Origin of the sequence: Vibrio clamense (genome assembly GCF_050337905.1) — a bacterium.
Taxonomy (GTDB): Bacteria; Pseudomonadota; Gammaproteobacteria; order Enterobacterales; family Vibrionaceae; genus Vibrio; species Vibrio cortegadensis.
In genome coordinates this window covers 1-16168 of sequence record NZ_JAKJTJ010000028.1, presented here as the reverse complement: position 1 = coordinate 16168, position 16168 = coordinate 1, and the positions used below count along the sequence as shown (strand labels likewise).

Below are 16168 nucleotides of genomic sequence, written 5' to 3'. Positions count from 1 at the left end.
GATTACGCCTCCTGCATCGCAATAATGTTATCGGTTCGCCCAAATAGCAGCCCCATGATGCCAACAGCGTAAATATCATCGCCTTCTAGCTCTAACAATACTTGCGGCAAACTTTCATAAGCTTGGCCCGAAACGATGATCCCATGACGGCGCATATCAAATGTCGATAAATGGAATGGGCATTGACCAAGTACACGGTGCTCCCCTACCACTTTGTATTGACCGTTAAGCGGCCCACCTTGGTGAGTACACATCAGCGAAAATCCAACCACATCTTGCTTTGAACCTAAACCGCCACCAGCAGGCACGCCCATTTTTACTAATAAACCTTGCGAGTTTGGCCCATCGTCTGGGTAATTGAAATAGAGAGGTTCATTGGTTTTCAATTCGCTCATTTTGCCCAGCAGTTTACGAGGGTAACCCACGACTCTCGCTTTTGTATTTTGTGCTTGTGCGGTTCCAGGAAACAGAGTGATCGACATAACACTCGCTGCTCCTGCGGTAGCGCCGGTATACATAAGGAAGTCACGGCGAGACATCATGCATTTTTGATGCTCTTGCGCACTCTCTTTATTGCTCGACTTAGCTTGGCGTTTTTCTTTATCGAAAATCATTTTTTCACCTCCGCAAGCTCTTCTTCACTGAATAGTCGTTGGTATTTTGGAATTTCAGGGTAAGTCATCATCAATTTCTCACCGGTAAATGCATCTAAGAATGCCAACAGATCGGTTTTCTCTTCGCCCGTTAAACCAAGAGGCGTGATGAGAGGACTTTTCGTTTGAGGGAAGCCTGTTGTTCTGCCATCTTTAGCGACGCCTCCACGGTCATAGAAATCGACCACATCAGCTAGGGTGTTGATCGTACCGTTATGCATATAAGGGGCAGTAAACTTGGTATAACGCAAACTAGGTGTGCGGAACATTCCCTTCATCTCTTTACGTTTTCCACGGAAATACACCCCAGGATCAGCTTTGGTATTGCGATACATTTTCTCATTTGAACCTTTTGCATACAGTTCATAACGGAAGGTTATCTGAGCCATAGGATCGTTTTCCCAACGCAAGTTTGTAGGAACACCGACATTGTAGTTTTTCTGATCCGAAGCTAATGCACCATTATGACAAGAGATGCATTTCGCTTTGCCTTCAAACAGTGCTTTACCTTTCAATTGCTGTTCAGTTAATGCGGTTTTATCGCCCAATAGGTAGTTGTCTAATGGCGTATCTCTTTGAACAAGCGTTCTCTCAAAAGCAGCAATCGCTTTCCACGCATTGCTCACTTTAGGGTAGTTATCGCCAAAGATGGTATTGAACTGCTCAACATATTCAGGCACTAGCGCTAAACGGGCTTCCATGATGTCATCTTCACCATTCCCCGCGACGCCACCTTTAGCCGCACTTTTAGCTTGTCCCTCTAACGATTTAGAAGAGCCAGCCCAGAACAACTTCTGATAATAGGCTGAATTCACGATTGTCTGGCTGTTTCTCCAGTGAACCGTTCCTGGATAACCTAAAGAGAGATCTGATGGGAAGTCCCAACCCAACGCAGGGTTATGACACGCAGAACAAGGCGTTGAAGTATCTCCCCCTAAACGGCCATCGAAGAACAGTTGTTTGCCTAATGCGACTTTCTCTTCTGTCGTCGGGTTATCTGCAGGCGTTGGTACTTCACCAAGCGGTGCCAGTGCAGGATAAGCCACACCGTTGACAACAATATCAGGAAGTGATGCTGTCACTTCTTCTGCGGTAATTTTACTTGTCTCTTCTTGTTGTGCACAAGCAGGTAACGCGGTTAACGTCACTAACATTGCAGCCACAGCAGACAAGCTGATTGAATAATTTGTCATCTCGTCCTCCTTAGTTTTTAGCATTGTGCCAATCAGAAATAAGTTCATAGTCGTAATCGTAAGCCGTCCAAACATGTTTCTCTGTAGTTAATGGTTCACTGGATAACGACTCCAAGAATGCGACGAGTGACTGCTGTTGCTGTTCACTTAAGTTAAGTGGTTTTAGCCTTGCATCTTTATTTGAATCTTCACCGCCTCCCGCATTATAAAATGCGACCACTTCTGGCAACGTCGCGAGCATTCCGTTATGCATATAAGGTGCTGTTTGTTTGAGTTCACGCAGTGTCGGTGTCATGAATTTACCCATGTCAGTGCCGTCTGCTTTATGTGTTTGAACATGAGCTCCTACATCACGCTTCAAATTCATGTAGTTCTCGTTCCCCATGAACATATTGAATGCGATAAAGGTTTGGTGGCGCATAGGGTCACGGAAGATATCGAAGTTTTCAGCAACGCCGGTATTGTATGGTTTACCATCGGTAAAGAGTGGTCCGTTATGACAAGATGAACAGCCCGCTTCACCTTTAAACAGATCAAAACCCTGTTTGGCCTGCTCAGATAACTGATTTTTGTCGAAAGGAGTTTGGTTGGAGGTCAGCGTTTTCAAGTACTCAGGAATAGCTTTACGCACCGAGCCATTTGACGGTTCGCCATATCCCGCATCTTTGAACATTTTCACGTAGATTGGATCTTGTTTAAGACGCTCTTGCATCAAACGCATATCCATATTCATTAACCAATCTTCTGTGATGTTTTCACGCGTCACATCATTAAGATTGGTACCAATACGACCATCATGGAACCACACTTTCTTATAAACGGTATTAATAAGAGTGGGTACGTTCCTAAAGCCTTTACTCCCGGTATAGGCAGGGCCCAATGCTTCTGGGTAGGAATATCCATTTTCTGGTTGATGGCACGATGCACAAGACAATGCCGTATTACCTGATAGTCGTGTATCAAAAAATAGGCGTTTTCCCAATTCTGCTTTTGCATCGTTTATCTTCATTTCAGGTAACGGACCAAACTGCTGATCATCCGTTTGACCTAAAGCTGAGAAAGAGACGCTAATTGCAGCAAGGATTAGCATTTTTTTCATTGTTATGCTCCTTAGCTTCCAAGCTATTACTGCGTTCTCTACAGCCGTGTTATTGAAGACGGTATGAATAGAGGACACAGTTCGTTTTTATACTCACTTCTTCTCTACAGCATAAATTAAGCCAAGTTTTAATCCATCTGTTTTCCATTATTTATCATTAACTTAACTACAGTGTGATCCAGTTCAACCTATGATTTATTTAACGATTTATCTAATTGCGGATTATATAAGTTAACGATATGTTTAACTCTTAGGTATGGTTCTATCAATTAATCATCACCTTCCTTCTATACCTCTGATTTATAAGCAGATAATATTAAAACCTAACTAGGCATAGATCCTGCTAATTGAACCAGTAATGAAGTAAAAGAATGCCTACGATCAGTAGGAAACAAAATCCGCTATAAAAGGAAGTGTGCATGCAAGATTTAAACATTGATGCCAATAGAGAGACTTTGCTTCGCAGTGATGCAGAACAGAGTGCGATCGATAGCCTTATCGAGCTACTTCGTACTGGTGATGAGGCACAGCGTTGTTACAGCGCCCAAGCATTGAATCGAGCACGAATCCAAGAAGCGACTCAAGCGTTAAATGACTGCCTGTACCACGAAGATCCAGATGTCGTCATTGACTGTGCTAATACACTAGAGACATTATGTTCAGGTGATATTCCAAGTTTAGAAGATGTCGCCCGTCACCATCCTGATGGCGATGCCAGAATTGCAGGGCTAAAGGCTTTGGCTCCGCACATCAATACCCCAAGCGTTGAAGCCCTTTTTCATGAGTTTGCACTAGGAAGACAAGACAACAACGATTGGGGGTTAGATTCCGACTGGGATGATTGGTGGGATCTTCAGCTCTGCGCTGTTAATAGTTTATCGGAGCACATTAAAGAGAGCCATTTCACTCTATTTCTCGACATTCTTGAGCAAGATCCAGAGCCTGAGTTAGCCGCGAAGATTTATCAGGGCATCGCGAAAATCAACATCAACTGGGTGATTGAACAGCTAGAAAAGTCCGCCCCTATGACGACCAGAAAGTTGGTCAAAGCACTCACTTGTAGCGATCAACAAAGCGCAAAAGCATTTCTATACAAACAACTCAGATCCCAAGACGCCGAAATCCAAAAAATCGCGATAAATGCGCTATGTGAGCGAAACGCCACTGAATACTTTTGGGATATTGTAAAGTGCATGAGCGATTCGAACGCCAGTGTGCAGCGCTGTGCCATTCTTGGTATTCAAACCTTAAATGGAATGGACAATATTGATGGAAGCCGCTTAATCAGTTACATCAAAACAGCTCAGGCCGATGCCCAACCCGAACTGCTTAAGTTAATACGCGGACTTAATATCCAGTTAACCGATATTGATTTGGAGTGGATCATTAGCTTAGCAGATCAAACCAATCCTTCGCTACTGAATGAAATTCTCAATGTAATACAGCACGATCACTCTGCGATTCCTGAGCTTACCGACGAACAGCAAGCCACTTTAGTTCAAGTCGTTCTTAACGTTATAGAAGACCATAAAATCGAGCTCCACCAAAAAACTCGACTCACCCGTCAACTGATTAAGTTACCGAATCACCATCTTACATCACTGCCCGTCTTACAAAGGATTCTAACCAAACAAGATAGCCAAAACCTGAAAGACAAACAGGCTGAGCAACCATTTTATGATAGTAGCCTGCGTGAAGCATGTTTGTATGTCATCGCTAAAACACCCGTCGATAGCTTTCAGCATTTAATCAAAATGACATTACTTGGAGCGATGGCCTATCCTAATACGATTGATGTCGTCGTCACGAGTTCTGAAAATGAGATGAATAGCACAGCACTCCCTGTCCAACATCAACCAGACAATGAGCAAGCTGATAAAGCAGATGAAGACGATTTAGCCGCCCTACTCAACACATATGGTGAACAGTTCCAAGAGCCTGAATCGATCGTCAACGCACCAACGTCTACCCTCGGATCTATTCAACAAGCGAACATTGAAGCAACGCTAGCACCAGTAAGCCAAGATGATGATACCCAACAAAAGATCACTGATATGGTCGAGCAACTCGACGATGAATTGCTAGGCTATGCCGATATTGTGAAAGACAATTTTGAAAGTGCTGAAAACCTCGATTTAAACCGTAAAAAAATCGCAAGAAGACCAAAAACATCCAACCGAGTATTGTCTATTCGAGCTCTGGGGCAATCGAAAAATCCACAGTCAGCAGAGCTGCTTACCGAGGCTATTCTTGGTGCGGAAAGTAACGAGTTACGCGAAATATTTCAGGCGCTGACCCTACTCAAAAAAGCAGAACCACGTAATCCGCTGGCTAATAATGGTTTAGGCGCTGCGGGTAATGTGATGCACCATGGCGATTCACTTTCAAAACAAGCTGCTGCTCACTTCCTAGCGGTAATCCCAAGCAACAAAGCATTACCTTTACTGTTTATTGGTGCGATTGATGAAAACGAACACGTTCGCCTATGCAGTTTGAATGCGATAGAAGTTCACTTACCCAAGGTTAAGAAAGTTGATCAACCTGCTTTGCTGCAAATTTTACGTCGTGGGTTAAGCGATCCTGCTGGAGGTGTCCGTAAGAAATCGATGCAGCTACTAGGAGCATGGCTTGATGCAAAATTTGATGATACAAAACTTAATGAAGAAAAAGACGATGATGCTGAACTTGCAACCGAGTTAGAAACGCTAATCGATCTTGCGATTGATGATGAGGAGTGTAACAGCATTGCGGAAAAGGTATTGGCAACACATAAAATCGCCACTTTGAACGTTTTAGGGCTACAACTTTCATCACTCAAGGATCATCGGCACCCCAATGCAGTGAAATTAATGGGAGCATTATTGAGTTAATTCAGATCGCAACTGATGGGCAATAATTTCGCAGTTTAACACCCTAGAGATGTATTGCCCTCGCGATTAATGGGCTTTCCGCTGATGTGCTTACCGATAATGAGATCACGGCCAATAACTTCTATGGCTAGTGTACTATTTTTGTAGAGTCGAGGTTACGCCTCAGCTATTGAGTCTTTACTTGCTTATACTAGCTTAACCCGCACTCCCTCCACGTTTAAGGCTTTATATTCAGTAATGGATTCTGATCATAACAAACCGACACGTTCTGCATTTTTCGCTGAACTACTTCTGTGGCTTCTCCCCGCTTATGTTGCCCTTTCTATTCTAATGAGTGTGCATTACCTACTCAGTGTCGAAAATGATCAGCAATATGCGTTGCATAACGAGCGCGTGATCGTCGATCTCATCGAAGAAGTTCTGGGGGAAACCCTCACTAGAATGTCGGCAGATGCTAAAAATTTATCTTATGTGACAAGCCAAATTCTATCGACTCATGACCAGCCGATGAGTGCCCTTACTGATTATTTTACTCAGCTCAGCGATAATAACCGCAGTTACGATCAAATTCGTTTTCTCGATACCCAAGGGTGGGAGCGGTTAAGAGTCAACAACCTCAATGGTCAAACATTCGTTGTCGAAAAAAGCGATCTCCAAAACAAAGCTCACCGTTATTATTGGCAGCACTCAACTCAGCTTCCACAAGGGCAAGTATATATATCTCCAATGGATCTCAATATTGAAGATGGTGAAATTCAGCAACCGCTCAATCCTACAATCCGGGTTGGCACTCCTGTATTTACCAATAAAGAGCAGCTTGCAGGATCTATTATCCTCAATTACAAAGGACGCCAACTGATCGACAAATTGTTCGCCATCGCCCCAAGTTTCATCAATCACGTGTATCTCTTTAACCCTGAAGGCGTTGCCGTCATTAATCCAACCGACAGTGGTGAAGCCAAGTTCTTGATCAATGACCAACGTAACATCCCTTCAGCCACGTTAGAGCAGATCAAAAAACAAGGTGAAGGGCAGATGTTAAATCAAGAGAATTACTACACCTATAATCAAGTGCTCGCCCCCAACAACGGTACATGGACGATTGTATCCGTGTTCCCAACATCACGATTTAACCTTTCGCGAATCGCATTCACCACCAAATACATATGGGTATACTTCACCCTATTCATGCTGGTTACTCTCGGGGCGCTGATCTTCTCACGCTACCGAGTACAAACGCGCTTCTTGCGTCAACAACAAAGGTACGAACAACAATTCCGTCAAACCCTAGAGAACATTCAACTCGCCGCTGTCAGTATTAATCCCTATGGCGTAATCACCTTCTGTAATGATTTCTTTTTGAACTTAGTCGGTTATCAACGAACCGAAGTGGTTGGGCATCGTTGGATTGAACGCTTTATTCCAAAGGAGTTACAACACCAAGCAGAAGACGCGCTCAAAGAGGCGATAAAACAGCAAACCCACCAGCCTCACAGCGAAAGTGTCGTGTTGAGTAAGTCTGGCGAAATACACCTCGTATCTTGGACATCGACGTTCACAGAGTCCAATGACAATTCGGTGAGTTTGACGCTTCTAGGAGAGGATGTAACCAAGCAGAAGATGGCTCAAGACCAACTGCAACAGCTCAGCCATGCTGTAGAAAACAGCCAGAACTCAGTCATGATTACCGATATACAAGGTCGAATTGTCTACGTAAACCCGGTATTTAACGAATTAACTGGGTATTCCCGTGAAGAGGTCATTGGTCGAACACCGAAATTTTTGCAATCAGGAGAAATGCCAGAAAGTGAATACCACAGTTTGTGGGAAACGCTAAAATCAGGAAATGAGTGGCATGGCGAATTCCATAACGTCACGAAAAGTGGCAACTTCTTCTGGGAACGAGCAAGAATATCGCCAGTAAAAGATATCGAAAATAGAATCTTATACTATGTCGCTGTAAAACAAGATATTACCGAAGAGAAACGTCTAGCGAAAGAAATCGAACGCCAAGCGGCGGAGCGAATTCAACATGAAAAATTAGCCGAAGTCGGGAGAGTCGTGAATACCATCGCTCACGATCTTCGCAACCCGCTTAGCTCAATTAAGATGGTTCTGCAAATTCAAGCTCGCAATAATGATAATGAAATGTTTTCTATTTCACTCGAACAAGTGCGCTACATGGAAGCCATTCTTGAAGAGTTGCTCGCTTATTCACGCCCAGATCAATTTAAACCAGAATGGCTCGATTTGAATAAGCTCATCGAAACCATCATCGCAAGCCAACAGAGAATCGCCAACCAATCAGGTATTGAACTAATGGCTAACTTGCAACCCAATTTGCCCACCATATACGCCGATCCAGTTAAACTGCGCCAAGCAATACAGAACGTTTTACTCAACGCGATGCAAGCCACTCAAACCAACGGTGAAGAGAGCGCCAAGGTGGCAATCACATCCAATATCATGATCACAGATTCGAATACCCAATTACTCATTGATATTGAAAATAACGGACAATCCATTGACCCTTGTTTAGTCGACAAAGTGTTTGAGCCCTTTTTTACCACCAAGGCAAAAGGCACCGGATTAGGTTTAGCGATTGTGAAGCGTATTATTGATGCTCATCAAGGGCAGGTCTCGATTGCGCCTATCAGCCCCAAGGGCACTCAAACCAGAATTAGAATACCGACCGCCCCCGTCATCACAGCGACGTTGGAAAACCCAAAAAAGGAAGTGTTACCACATGAATAAGTTATTAATCGTTGATGATGACACTGGTATCAGCCGAACGTTACAACTTCATTACCAATCCCAAACTTACGCTGTAGAAGTCGCTCACTGCGTCGATGATGGCGTAGAGATCGCCAAATTGTTTCAACCGAATGTCATCATTTTAGATATACGTATGGAAGGTAAATCTGGCATCGAAGGCATCCCAGATTTCAAAGCTATTTGCCCTGAGTCTCGCATCATTATGATTACAGCTTTCCATGATATGGACAGTACCATCCAAGCGATGCAGCAAGGTGCCGATGAGTATATTCATAAGCCAATCGATATTGATGAGCTTGATAACGCCGTCGTTGCTGCACTTGAATATCACGCTTCCAATAAACAAGATGCGGTCACTATTCCAAAAACGCTCGGGCATTCTATTGTCGGTTCATCCCATGCGATGAAAGAGATCTACAAGACCATAGGCCGCGTCGCCTTAACGAATGCATCAGTGATGATCACCGGAGAATCTGGAACAGGTAAAGAGATGGTTGCACGCGCTATTCATAAAGCCGGACGTCCAAAACAGACGCCGTTTGTCGCGCTCAACTGCGCAGCCCTCGTTGAAAATTTACTTGAATCTGAAATGTTTGGTCATAAAAAAGGCGCATTTACTGGTGCGATTTCTGATCAAGCAGGAAAATTTGAACTCGCCAATAACGGCACACTGTTCCTAGATGAGATTGGTGAGCTTTCTCCCATCATACAAGCGAAACTATTAAGAGTACTGCAAGAGAAAGAGTACACCCCACTCGGAGGTAAAACCTCGCACAAGACAACCGCTCGAATTATCTCGGCAACCAATATTGATTTCGAATCAGCGATAAAAGAAAAACAGTTTAGAGAAGATCTATTCTATCGTCTGCAAGTGGTTCGCATTCATATACCGCCTCTGCGTGAACGACGCGAAGATTTAGAAGAGTTGATTCCTGCACTACTTGGAAGGGCCAATAAAGAACTTGGAACAAAAGTGTCTAAAGTCGCTAGGAACGCAATGGCTGCATTATGTGAATATGGTTGGCCAGGAAATGTACGGGAACTTGAAAACACATTAACCAAAGCGGTCGCGCTTTGCCCCGGAGATATCCTTACTCTCGATCTCTTTGATGACATTCGCTCTGAACCTCAATTAAAACAAGAGAGCGAAACGGAAACGGAACTCGATTCTTTGAGCTTGCATGATCTCGAATTTCAGCATGTTAACCGAGTATTAAATAGCGTAGCAGGACACAAAGGCAAAGCCTGTGAGATTTTAAAAATCAGCCGCCCTCGCCTTCAGCGAATTTTAGAAAGAGAGTAGTCTCGTAGCCCTACTCTTGCCTAAATCAGCCCTCAACTCGAGCGAGCTACGTTTTTCTGAGTCCGTAACGTTCAGGCCTGCTAATAATAATTAGCAGGCCTTTATTACATTATCCCACAATAAATTTTTGACGATTTATTCCTAAGATAAACTTATTCCCTAACCCAAACCGATACACTGCCTGGTTTAGTCTTAAACTCAGCCCAGCCATCAGCGTTAACACAAACTTTATCTGTCACATCATATTGCTTAAGGGTATCAATGTAACAGTCATCAACGTAAGCCGAGCCTATCTTCATCCATTTCTTACCCTCATAGCTATTATCAGTCATTAATACAGCAACACCCCCTGGATGTTGACTATCCCCTTCACGAGTCCAACCAATAACATCTTGAGTATCTAGATAACTGTGTTGCGTACCATAGGCATAGGTACTGCGCACATCGAGTAATGTATCCAGAACCCCCTTATGAGACTTCAACGTAATGTCATAAAAGTTACCGTCTTTACCCTTATCTCTGTAACTTGCCCCATAGTAGTCAGCATAAAAGATATTCGGATAACCTTCCTCACGAAGTAAGATAAATGCATAAGCTAATGGCTTAAACCAATCTTCGACTGGTGACTCTAACGCTTGTAAAGGCTGAGTATCATGGTTCTCAACTAAAGTAACCGCCTGAGCAGGATTCGACTGCATTAAAGTACCATTCAATAAGCTTCCCATATCGTAGCCACCAGACTCTTTAGATGCCTTGTGGAAGTTCAAATGCAACGGCGCATCAAACAGTGACATACGATAACCGGTATCTTTTAGGTAACCTTGAAGAGTGCCGATGTCATAATCCCAGTACTCACCAACCGTGAATAGAGCTTTATCCGTTTTCCTACGAACTTGATCAATCCAATCTTTGAAGAAATCCTTCTTAATGTGTTTGATAGCGTCTAAGCGGAATCCATCAAGGTTGGCAAAGTTCGTGTACCACACGCCCCATTTCTTCAGCTCAGCAACGACATCAGGATGATCCATATCTAGATCTGCTCCCATTAGGTAATCATAATTACCATATTCGTCGCTCACTTGAGAGTCCCAAGCTTTACCTGCCCCCTTGAATTTAAAGATACTGCTTTCACTGTCTGCCTGATCCCAATCAACACCATCAAAGTGATACCACCGCCACTCAAAGTCAGAGTAAGTATGTCCTCGCTCAGGGAAATTGAATCGAGTCCAAGCCGACACCTGCTTTTCACCAATTTCTGTGTTGCGGTTGTTTCTATCAACTCGAACGGCATCGACAAGCTCAACGTCATCGGCTCCCATCTTATGATTAAGAACCACATCAGCGTAAACTTTAACCCCAGCGGTATGTGCACTGCTTATAGCGGCAAGATATTGATCTTTATCACCATAGCGAGTTCGAACAGTTTCCTGTTGATTAAACTCTCCGAGATCATAGAGATCGTAGGTCGCATAACCTACTCCTAGCGTACCATCATCACGTTTCATCGCTTTGTACGCTGGTGGTAACCAGAGTGCGGTAATACCTTTATCAGCTAAAGACTGAGCCTGGTCTGCAACTTTAATCCACAGATCATCTTTCTCACTATTGTACCAGTGGAAGTACTGCATCATAACGCCATTTACCACTTCAGACTCAATCGGTTTCACTATTAAAATCTGATTCGCAGCATCAAATTCAAACTCATACTGCCCTGGCGCTGTCACCTTAATAAGAACCCGGTTATCAGTTCCGGAATCTTCTAATGTCAACCCACTCGCTCCTAGTGACAAATCGCTAAATTCAATTTTCACTGTGCTCCAATCATCAGAGGCTAGCTTGAACTCATAATCACCGGGTTGAAGCGTTATCTGAGTCCAATACTTATCCTCCCCGATATAGCTCATCTGGCTGCCGTCGTCCCAATCAGTCAGAGTACCACGTAGGTAAATAGCTTCATCACCATATGGCGGAGCAGAAATCACATCCGCACCTTCCGGTGCAATCACAACGAGTTTCGCCTTATTTGGATCACTCAGATCCAACACAAATCGATATTTTCCTTCGCTAATGATCGAAATATTTAGATTTCCATCTGCTTCTTTATCCCAAGAGTATGAGCCTTCACCGACATTTAAGTTAAAGCCATTATATTGAGGATGTGGCGCACTCCACTCACTTGCAGCTATTTTAAATTGGTAACTGCTATCTGCTCCTAACTCTATTTCTGCTTCATATCGATCCGAACCTTTATAGCTCATTTCAAGTGAAGTATCCCACCCATTAAAGATTCCGCGTAGGTAAATAGCTTCATTTAATGGGCCTACATCCATTCCGGCCCCTTGGCCTTCTTCTGCAACTTGAGGTTTGACAAACACGACTGCAGTCAGGCCTGGGAGAACCAACTCTCCACCATCAACACGAGCTGCGATAATACGCTCATCGTTACCGGCCTTAAGTACTGGGTGCAGTTCAAAACCATCAGCACCAGGAATAGCAACCCTCTGCTCCCAAATACTGGAGTTAATGGCAACCACTAATGCTTGATTATTTGGATCGAGATCGTCACCCACAGCAACACCATCATCAATACTCATGACGATGGTTCCAGGCCTTGCTTTATCGCCTAGAGCATGGAACCGAACCCGCTTTAAGATTTGCTCAGTCTGACCTAAACGCATCAGCTCACTACCGGAGCGAATACTTAACATCTCTTTAAAGCGCGCGTCAGCCCAACTTATTTCATCATAGGTAACCTGAGTCTCTGGATTAGCAATAATCGCTTTAATCCAATCCCAGTTTGCGCCGTCTTCTTTTTCATAAGGTAGCCCAACATTCCAGTTATTGGTCTTCTTGCTGAAATCAACTCGGTTATACCAATCCCCTGAATCGTAACTATTACGTTCCATTGACTTAGAACGCAACAATTCAGTTCCCATATGCAAAAATGGAACCCCTTGTCCTAGCATCACTGGCGCTAAACCAAGAATTTGCATACGCGCACGATCTAAGGGTGTTACATCTCCTTTCGCTTTATACTGGTTAATATCCCACAACGTTTGGTTATCATGCTTGGAAACATAATTGACCGCTTCCTGCGGGTCAGCTGCATAGCCAGCGCCATGACCACCAAAATTGTAATCGCGACCTAGAACAATTGGCCCACCGGTTGTTGGAATTGGATACTCTTGTAGGTTCCCCGTCATACCAAGGCGGATCAAATCCATTTTTCCGCCCATATTGTCAAAACGGTCCCCAGCATTGGCAAACCCTGGAGTAGCATTCATAGGGTCAGAGTGATCGCCTCGCACCGCATCACGTAGGCGATCATTGTAAGTGCCGATCCCTGTCCCCGCCATGTTCCACTGAGAAGAGTTCACACCTCGCCCATTTTGGAAAACTTCCCCGAAGTCCCAACCTTCACCATAAAACCATGTATCGGTATCCACTTTCTTAACTTCAGCCAAGGCTTTTTCGATGCTGGACTTCATCAAGTGCCCCATCAAATCAAAACGGAAACCATCGATTTTGTACGCTTTTGACCAAGTGACTAAGCTATCTGCGACCAATTTTTCAAACATTCGGTGTTCTGACGCAGTATTGTCGCAACAAGTAGAGCTTTCAATATAGCCGTTATCTGGGTTGTATCGGTGATAATAGCCAGGAACAACCTTGTCGAGCACAGAGGAATTATACAGTCCAGATGCATTTGTATGGTTAAACACCACATCCTGAATTACACGAAAACCCATGTTATGTAAGGACTGCACCATTGTTCTGTATTCACGAATACGCGGCATTCCGTCGCTCTCAACAGCGTAACTGCCTTCTGGTGCGGTATAGTGATAAGGGTCATAACCCCAGTTAAAGCCATCCATACCACGAAGCTCTAACATCAGCATCTGAGCATCGCCTGTTGCAGGGTCCAAACTCTCTAATACTGAAGCAATCGTTCCGCTATCCGCCCTGCTACAGATCTGAGCATCAGGTTTAAGCCCAGTGTCGGCATGACACAATTTATTGATGTCGTCCTTTAAATCGATCCGTTTCGCTTCCTCCTCTGCGACTGAAGAGATATCGAATGTTGGCAGTAAGTGGATAGTATTCAAACCAGCTTCACGCAATGATTTAAGCTGCTTAACGCTGTCTCGTTCCTCTTCCGTAAATGCTAGATATTTACCATCATAAGCTGGAGTACCTTGTTCATCCGAATCACTAAAATCACGGACATGTAACTCATAAATAATATTATCTTCGGGCTTCTCAATTGGCTTAATATCTTGTGAGTCCCAGCCAACAGGCTTAGTTTCACTTGCAGCCAAGTCAACCAGTTGAGAGTAACGGCTTGATGTACTTAAAGAGACAGAGTATGGATCCGTCGTTGTCATCCACTCAAGGTGATTGGTTTTAGGATGGAAGACTTGGACACGGTAACGATAGAAACTACCTTGTAATCCAACATCGCCGTCAAAAGACCAGATCCCCGTTGCTGTATCTTCATTCATTACAACTGGGGATTGTTCTAATGGCGTTTTCTGCTCATCATACAAATAAAGCTCTACTTTATTCGCTGTCGGAGCCCACAAGCGGAATTGGCTTTGACCATCTTCAATCCATGATCCCAACTGCGCTTCGTCCGCATCATCGTTGCTTGCAGTATAGATTTCATCTATCACAAACGGGAACTGAACTCGAGTCGCAGCTAGTAGTTTTCCTTCTGCATCAAGTGCGACGGCAATAGGATGCTGCTTTAATAGTGATTTTGCTTGCTCAGAACCAATCTCCGTTTGAAAGGTCGCTCTACCCTTAAGGTGGGGATAACGCGCATCATCCAGTGTGCCACTTGGATCTAAAGGAAGCTTGGTGAATCCATCTGGGTTACCTAGAAAAATGGTGCCATTCGGATTCATCCAGAGATCAGCAGTGCCATTTGGGTTAGTCCACAACTGATAGCTATCTGCACCATCAATCATGTTCCAAGCAATGTTATCCACTGCTAACCAATGGGCAGATGCGCCACTTAGTGTTACTGGGGCCTCGGTCAGCGGTCGATAGTACGCGGTATTATTGCCATCCAATGTATAAACGATATTACTCTTATATAGCTCGACTTTAAGATCGTCGTCACCCAATGCTCTTTCGTCATCTTTATGAATAACAAAGTTCAGACAGCCATTGTTTTCAGGTTTAATTGCAACTCTAAATAATACCCCTTGCTCTCCAGCATCTTCTGTCACTGTATAAGGAGCATCCCATTCAGTGACAGTTTCAACGGCATTGCAAGTTTCATTATCCCAAAGGTGTAATCCCCATCCATCGTAGTTACTGTCTTTGCGCTTATAGTAAATCAATGCCTCACTATAAGTAGGAGAAGAAGTAGAACTTCCCGCAGGCGTCAAATCAATGGAATCAGGTGTCCCATCACCATCATCATCACTGGATGCAAAATCCCCCCAACCATCTTTATTACTGTCGCGAGTCTCAAAGCGATCCAAAGGAAATGCGTCTTCACTATCAATGACACCATCGCCATCTTGGTCCATTGGCTTACTTGTCGCGTCAAGTGGATCGCTACCGAGACGCGCTTCATCCGCATCACTCCAACCATCGTTGTCGTCATCGGTATCCGCGTTATTACCTGTGCCGTCTTTGTCACTATCAAGGCTTTCCGCTTTATTGTCTGGGAACGCATCTTGAGCATTATCGACGCCGTCGCCATCACGGTCGCTATCTTCACTGTCGGCAATCAAATCGCCATCCAGATCTGCAGGTTTACTGGCAGAACTTAATGGATCGCTACCGAGACGCGCTTCATCCGCATCACTCCAACCATCGTTGTCGTCATCCGTGTCCGTGTTATTGCCCGTGCCGTCTTTGTCACTATCAAGGCTTTCCGCTTTATTGTCTGGGAACGCATCTTGAGCATTGTCGACACCATCGCCATCACGATCGCCGTCTTCACTGTCGGCAATCAAGTCACCATCCAGATCCGCAGGTTTACTGGCGGCACTTAATGGATCGCTACCAAGACGCGCTTCGTCGACATCACTCCAGGCATCGTTGTCGTCATCGGTATCCGCGTTATTACCTGTGCCGTCTTTATCAGAGTCGAGGCTTTCTGCTTTRTTATCTGGGAACGCATCTTGTGCATTGTCGACGCCGTCGCCATCACGGTCGCCGTCTTCACTGTCGGCAATCAAGTCGCCATCCAGATCCGCAGGTTTACTGGCCGCACCAAGTGGATTGGTCCCTAAGCGTGCTTCATCCGCATCACTCCA

7 protein-coding genes are annotated in these 16168 nt (G+C 44.4%); 3 read left to right on the top strand and 4 right to left on the bottom strand.

Annotated elements, in window-relative coordinates; all coding sequences use genetic code 11:
* Window positions 1–2: 2 nt before the first annotated feature.
* The 3 genes from L4C39_RS15825 to L4C39_RS15815 are packed head-to-tail and all read right to left on the bottom strand — an operon-like array spanning window position 3 to window position 2855.
* A complete protein-coding gene (locus L4C39_RS15825) occupies window positions 3–614 on the bottom strand; it encodes an arsenate reductase (azurin) small subunit (RefSeq protein ID WP_017053152.1) in 612 nt (203 codons plus the stop codon).
* Complete coding sequence (locus L4C39_RS15820) at window positions 611–1846, bottom strand: cytochrome-c peroxidase (RefSeq protein WP_429746845.1); 1236 nt, start codon at window positions 1844–1846, stop codon at window positions 611–613. The genes L4C39_RS15825 and L4C39_RS15820 overlap by 4 nt, the downstream gene beginning before the upstream one ends.
* Window positions 1847–1856: 10 nt before the next feature.
* Complete coding sequence (locus tag L4C39_RS15815) at window positions 1857–2855, bottom strand: cytochrome-c peroxidase (protein ID WP_429746940.1); 999 nt, start codon at window positions 2853–2855, stop codon at window positions 1857–1859.
* A gap of 509 nt (window positions 2856–3364) precedes the next feature.
* Here L4C39_RS15815 and L4C39_RS15810 point away from each other — a divergent pair.
* The 3 genes from L4C39_RS15810 to L4C39_RS15800 all read left to right on the top strand — a co-directional run bounded on the left by L4C39_RS15810 (window position 3365) and on the right by L4C39_RS15800 (window position 9893).
* Window positions 3365–5815, top strand: coding sequence for a HEAT repeat domain-containing protein (locus L4C39_RS15810; protein ID WP_429746843.1), 2451 nt, complete (start codon window positions 3365–3367; stop codon window positions 5813–5815).
* 237 nt (window positions 5816–6052) lie between these two features.
* Window positions 6053–8569, top strand: coding sequence for a PAS domain-containing sensor histidine kinase (locus L4C39_RS15805; protein ID WP_429746841.1), 2517 nt, complete (start codon window positions 6053–6055; stop codon window positions 8567–8569).
* Complete coding sequence (locus L4C39_RS15800) at window positions 8562–9893, top strand: sigma-54-dependent transcriptional regulator (RefSeq protein ID WP_261889824.1); 1332 nt, start codon at window positions 8562–8564, stop codon at window positions 9891–9893. Before L4C39_RS15805 ends, L4C39_RS15800 begins: the two co-directional genes overlap by 8 nt.
* 152 nt (window positions 9894–10045) lie before the next feature.
* On the opposite strand, the gene L4C39_RS15795 is transcribed toward L4C39_RS15800, so the two are convergent.
* The coding region (locus L4C39_RS15795) for an alpha-amylase (RefSeq protein WP_429746838.1) at window positions 10046–16168 on the bottom strand (6123 nt) is incomplete at its 5' end.

Coding starts and splice junctions, on each gene's coding strand:
- L4C39_RS15825 (WP_017053152.1), bottom strand. CDS start 614: ATGATTTTCGATAAAGAAAAACGCCAAGCTAAGTCGAGCAATAAAGAG.
- L4C39_RS15820 (WP_429746845.1), bottom strand. CDS start 1,846: ATGACAAATTATTCAATCAGCTTGTCTGCTGTGGCTGCAATGTTAGTG.
- L4C39_RS15815 (WP_429746940.1), bottom strand. CDS start 2,855: ATGAAGATAAACGATGCAAAAGCAGAATTGGGAAAACGCCTATTTTTT.
- L4C39_RS15810 (WP_429746843.1), top strand. CDS start 3,365: ATGCAAGATTTAAACATTGATGCCAATAGAGAGACTTTGCTTCGCAGT.
- L4C39_RS15805 (WP_429746841.1), top strand. CDS start 6,053: ATGGATTCTGATCATAACAAACCGACACGTTCTGCATTTTTCGCTGAA.
- L4C39_RS15800 (WP_261889824.1), top strand. CDS start 8,562: ATGAATAAGTTATTAATCGTTGATGATGACACTGGTATCAGCCGAACG.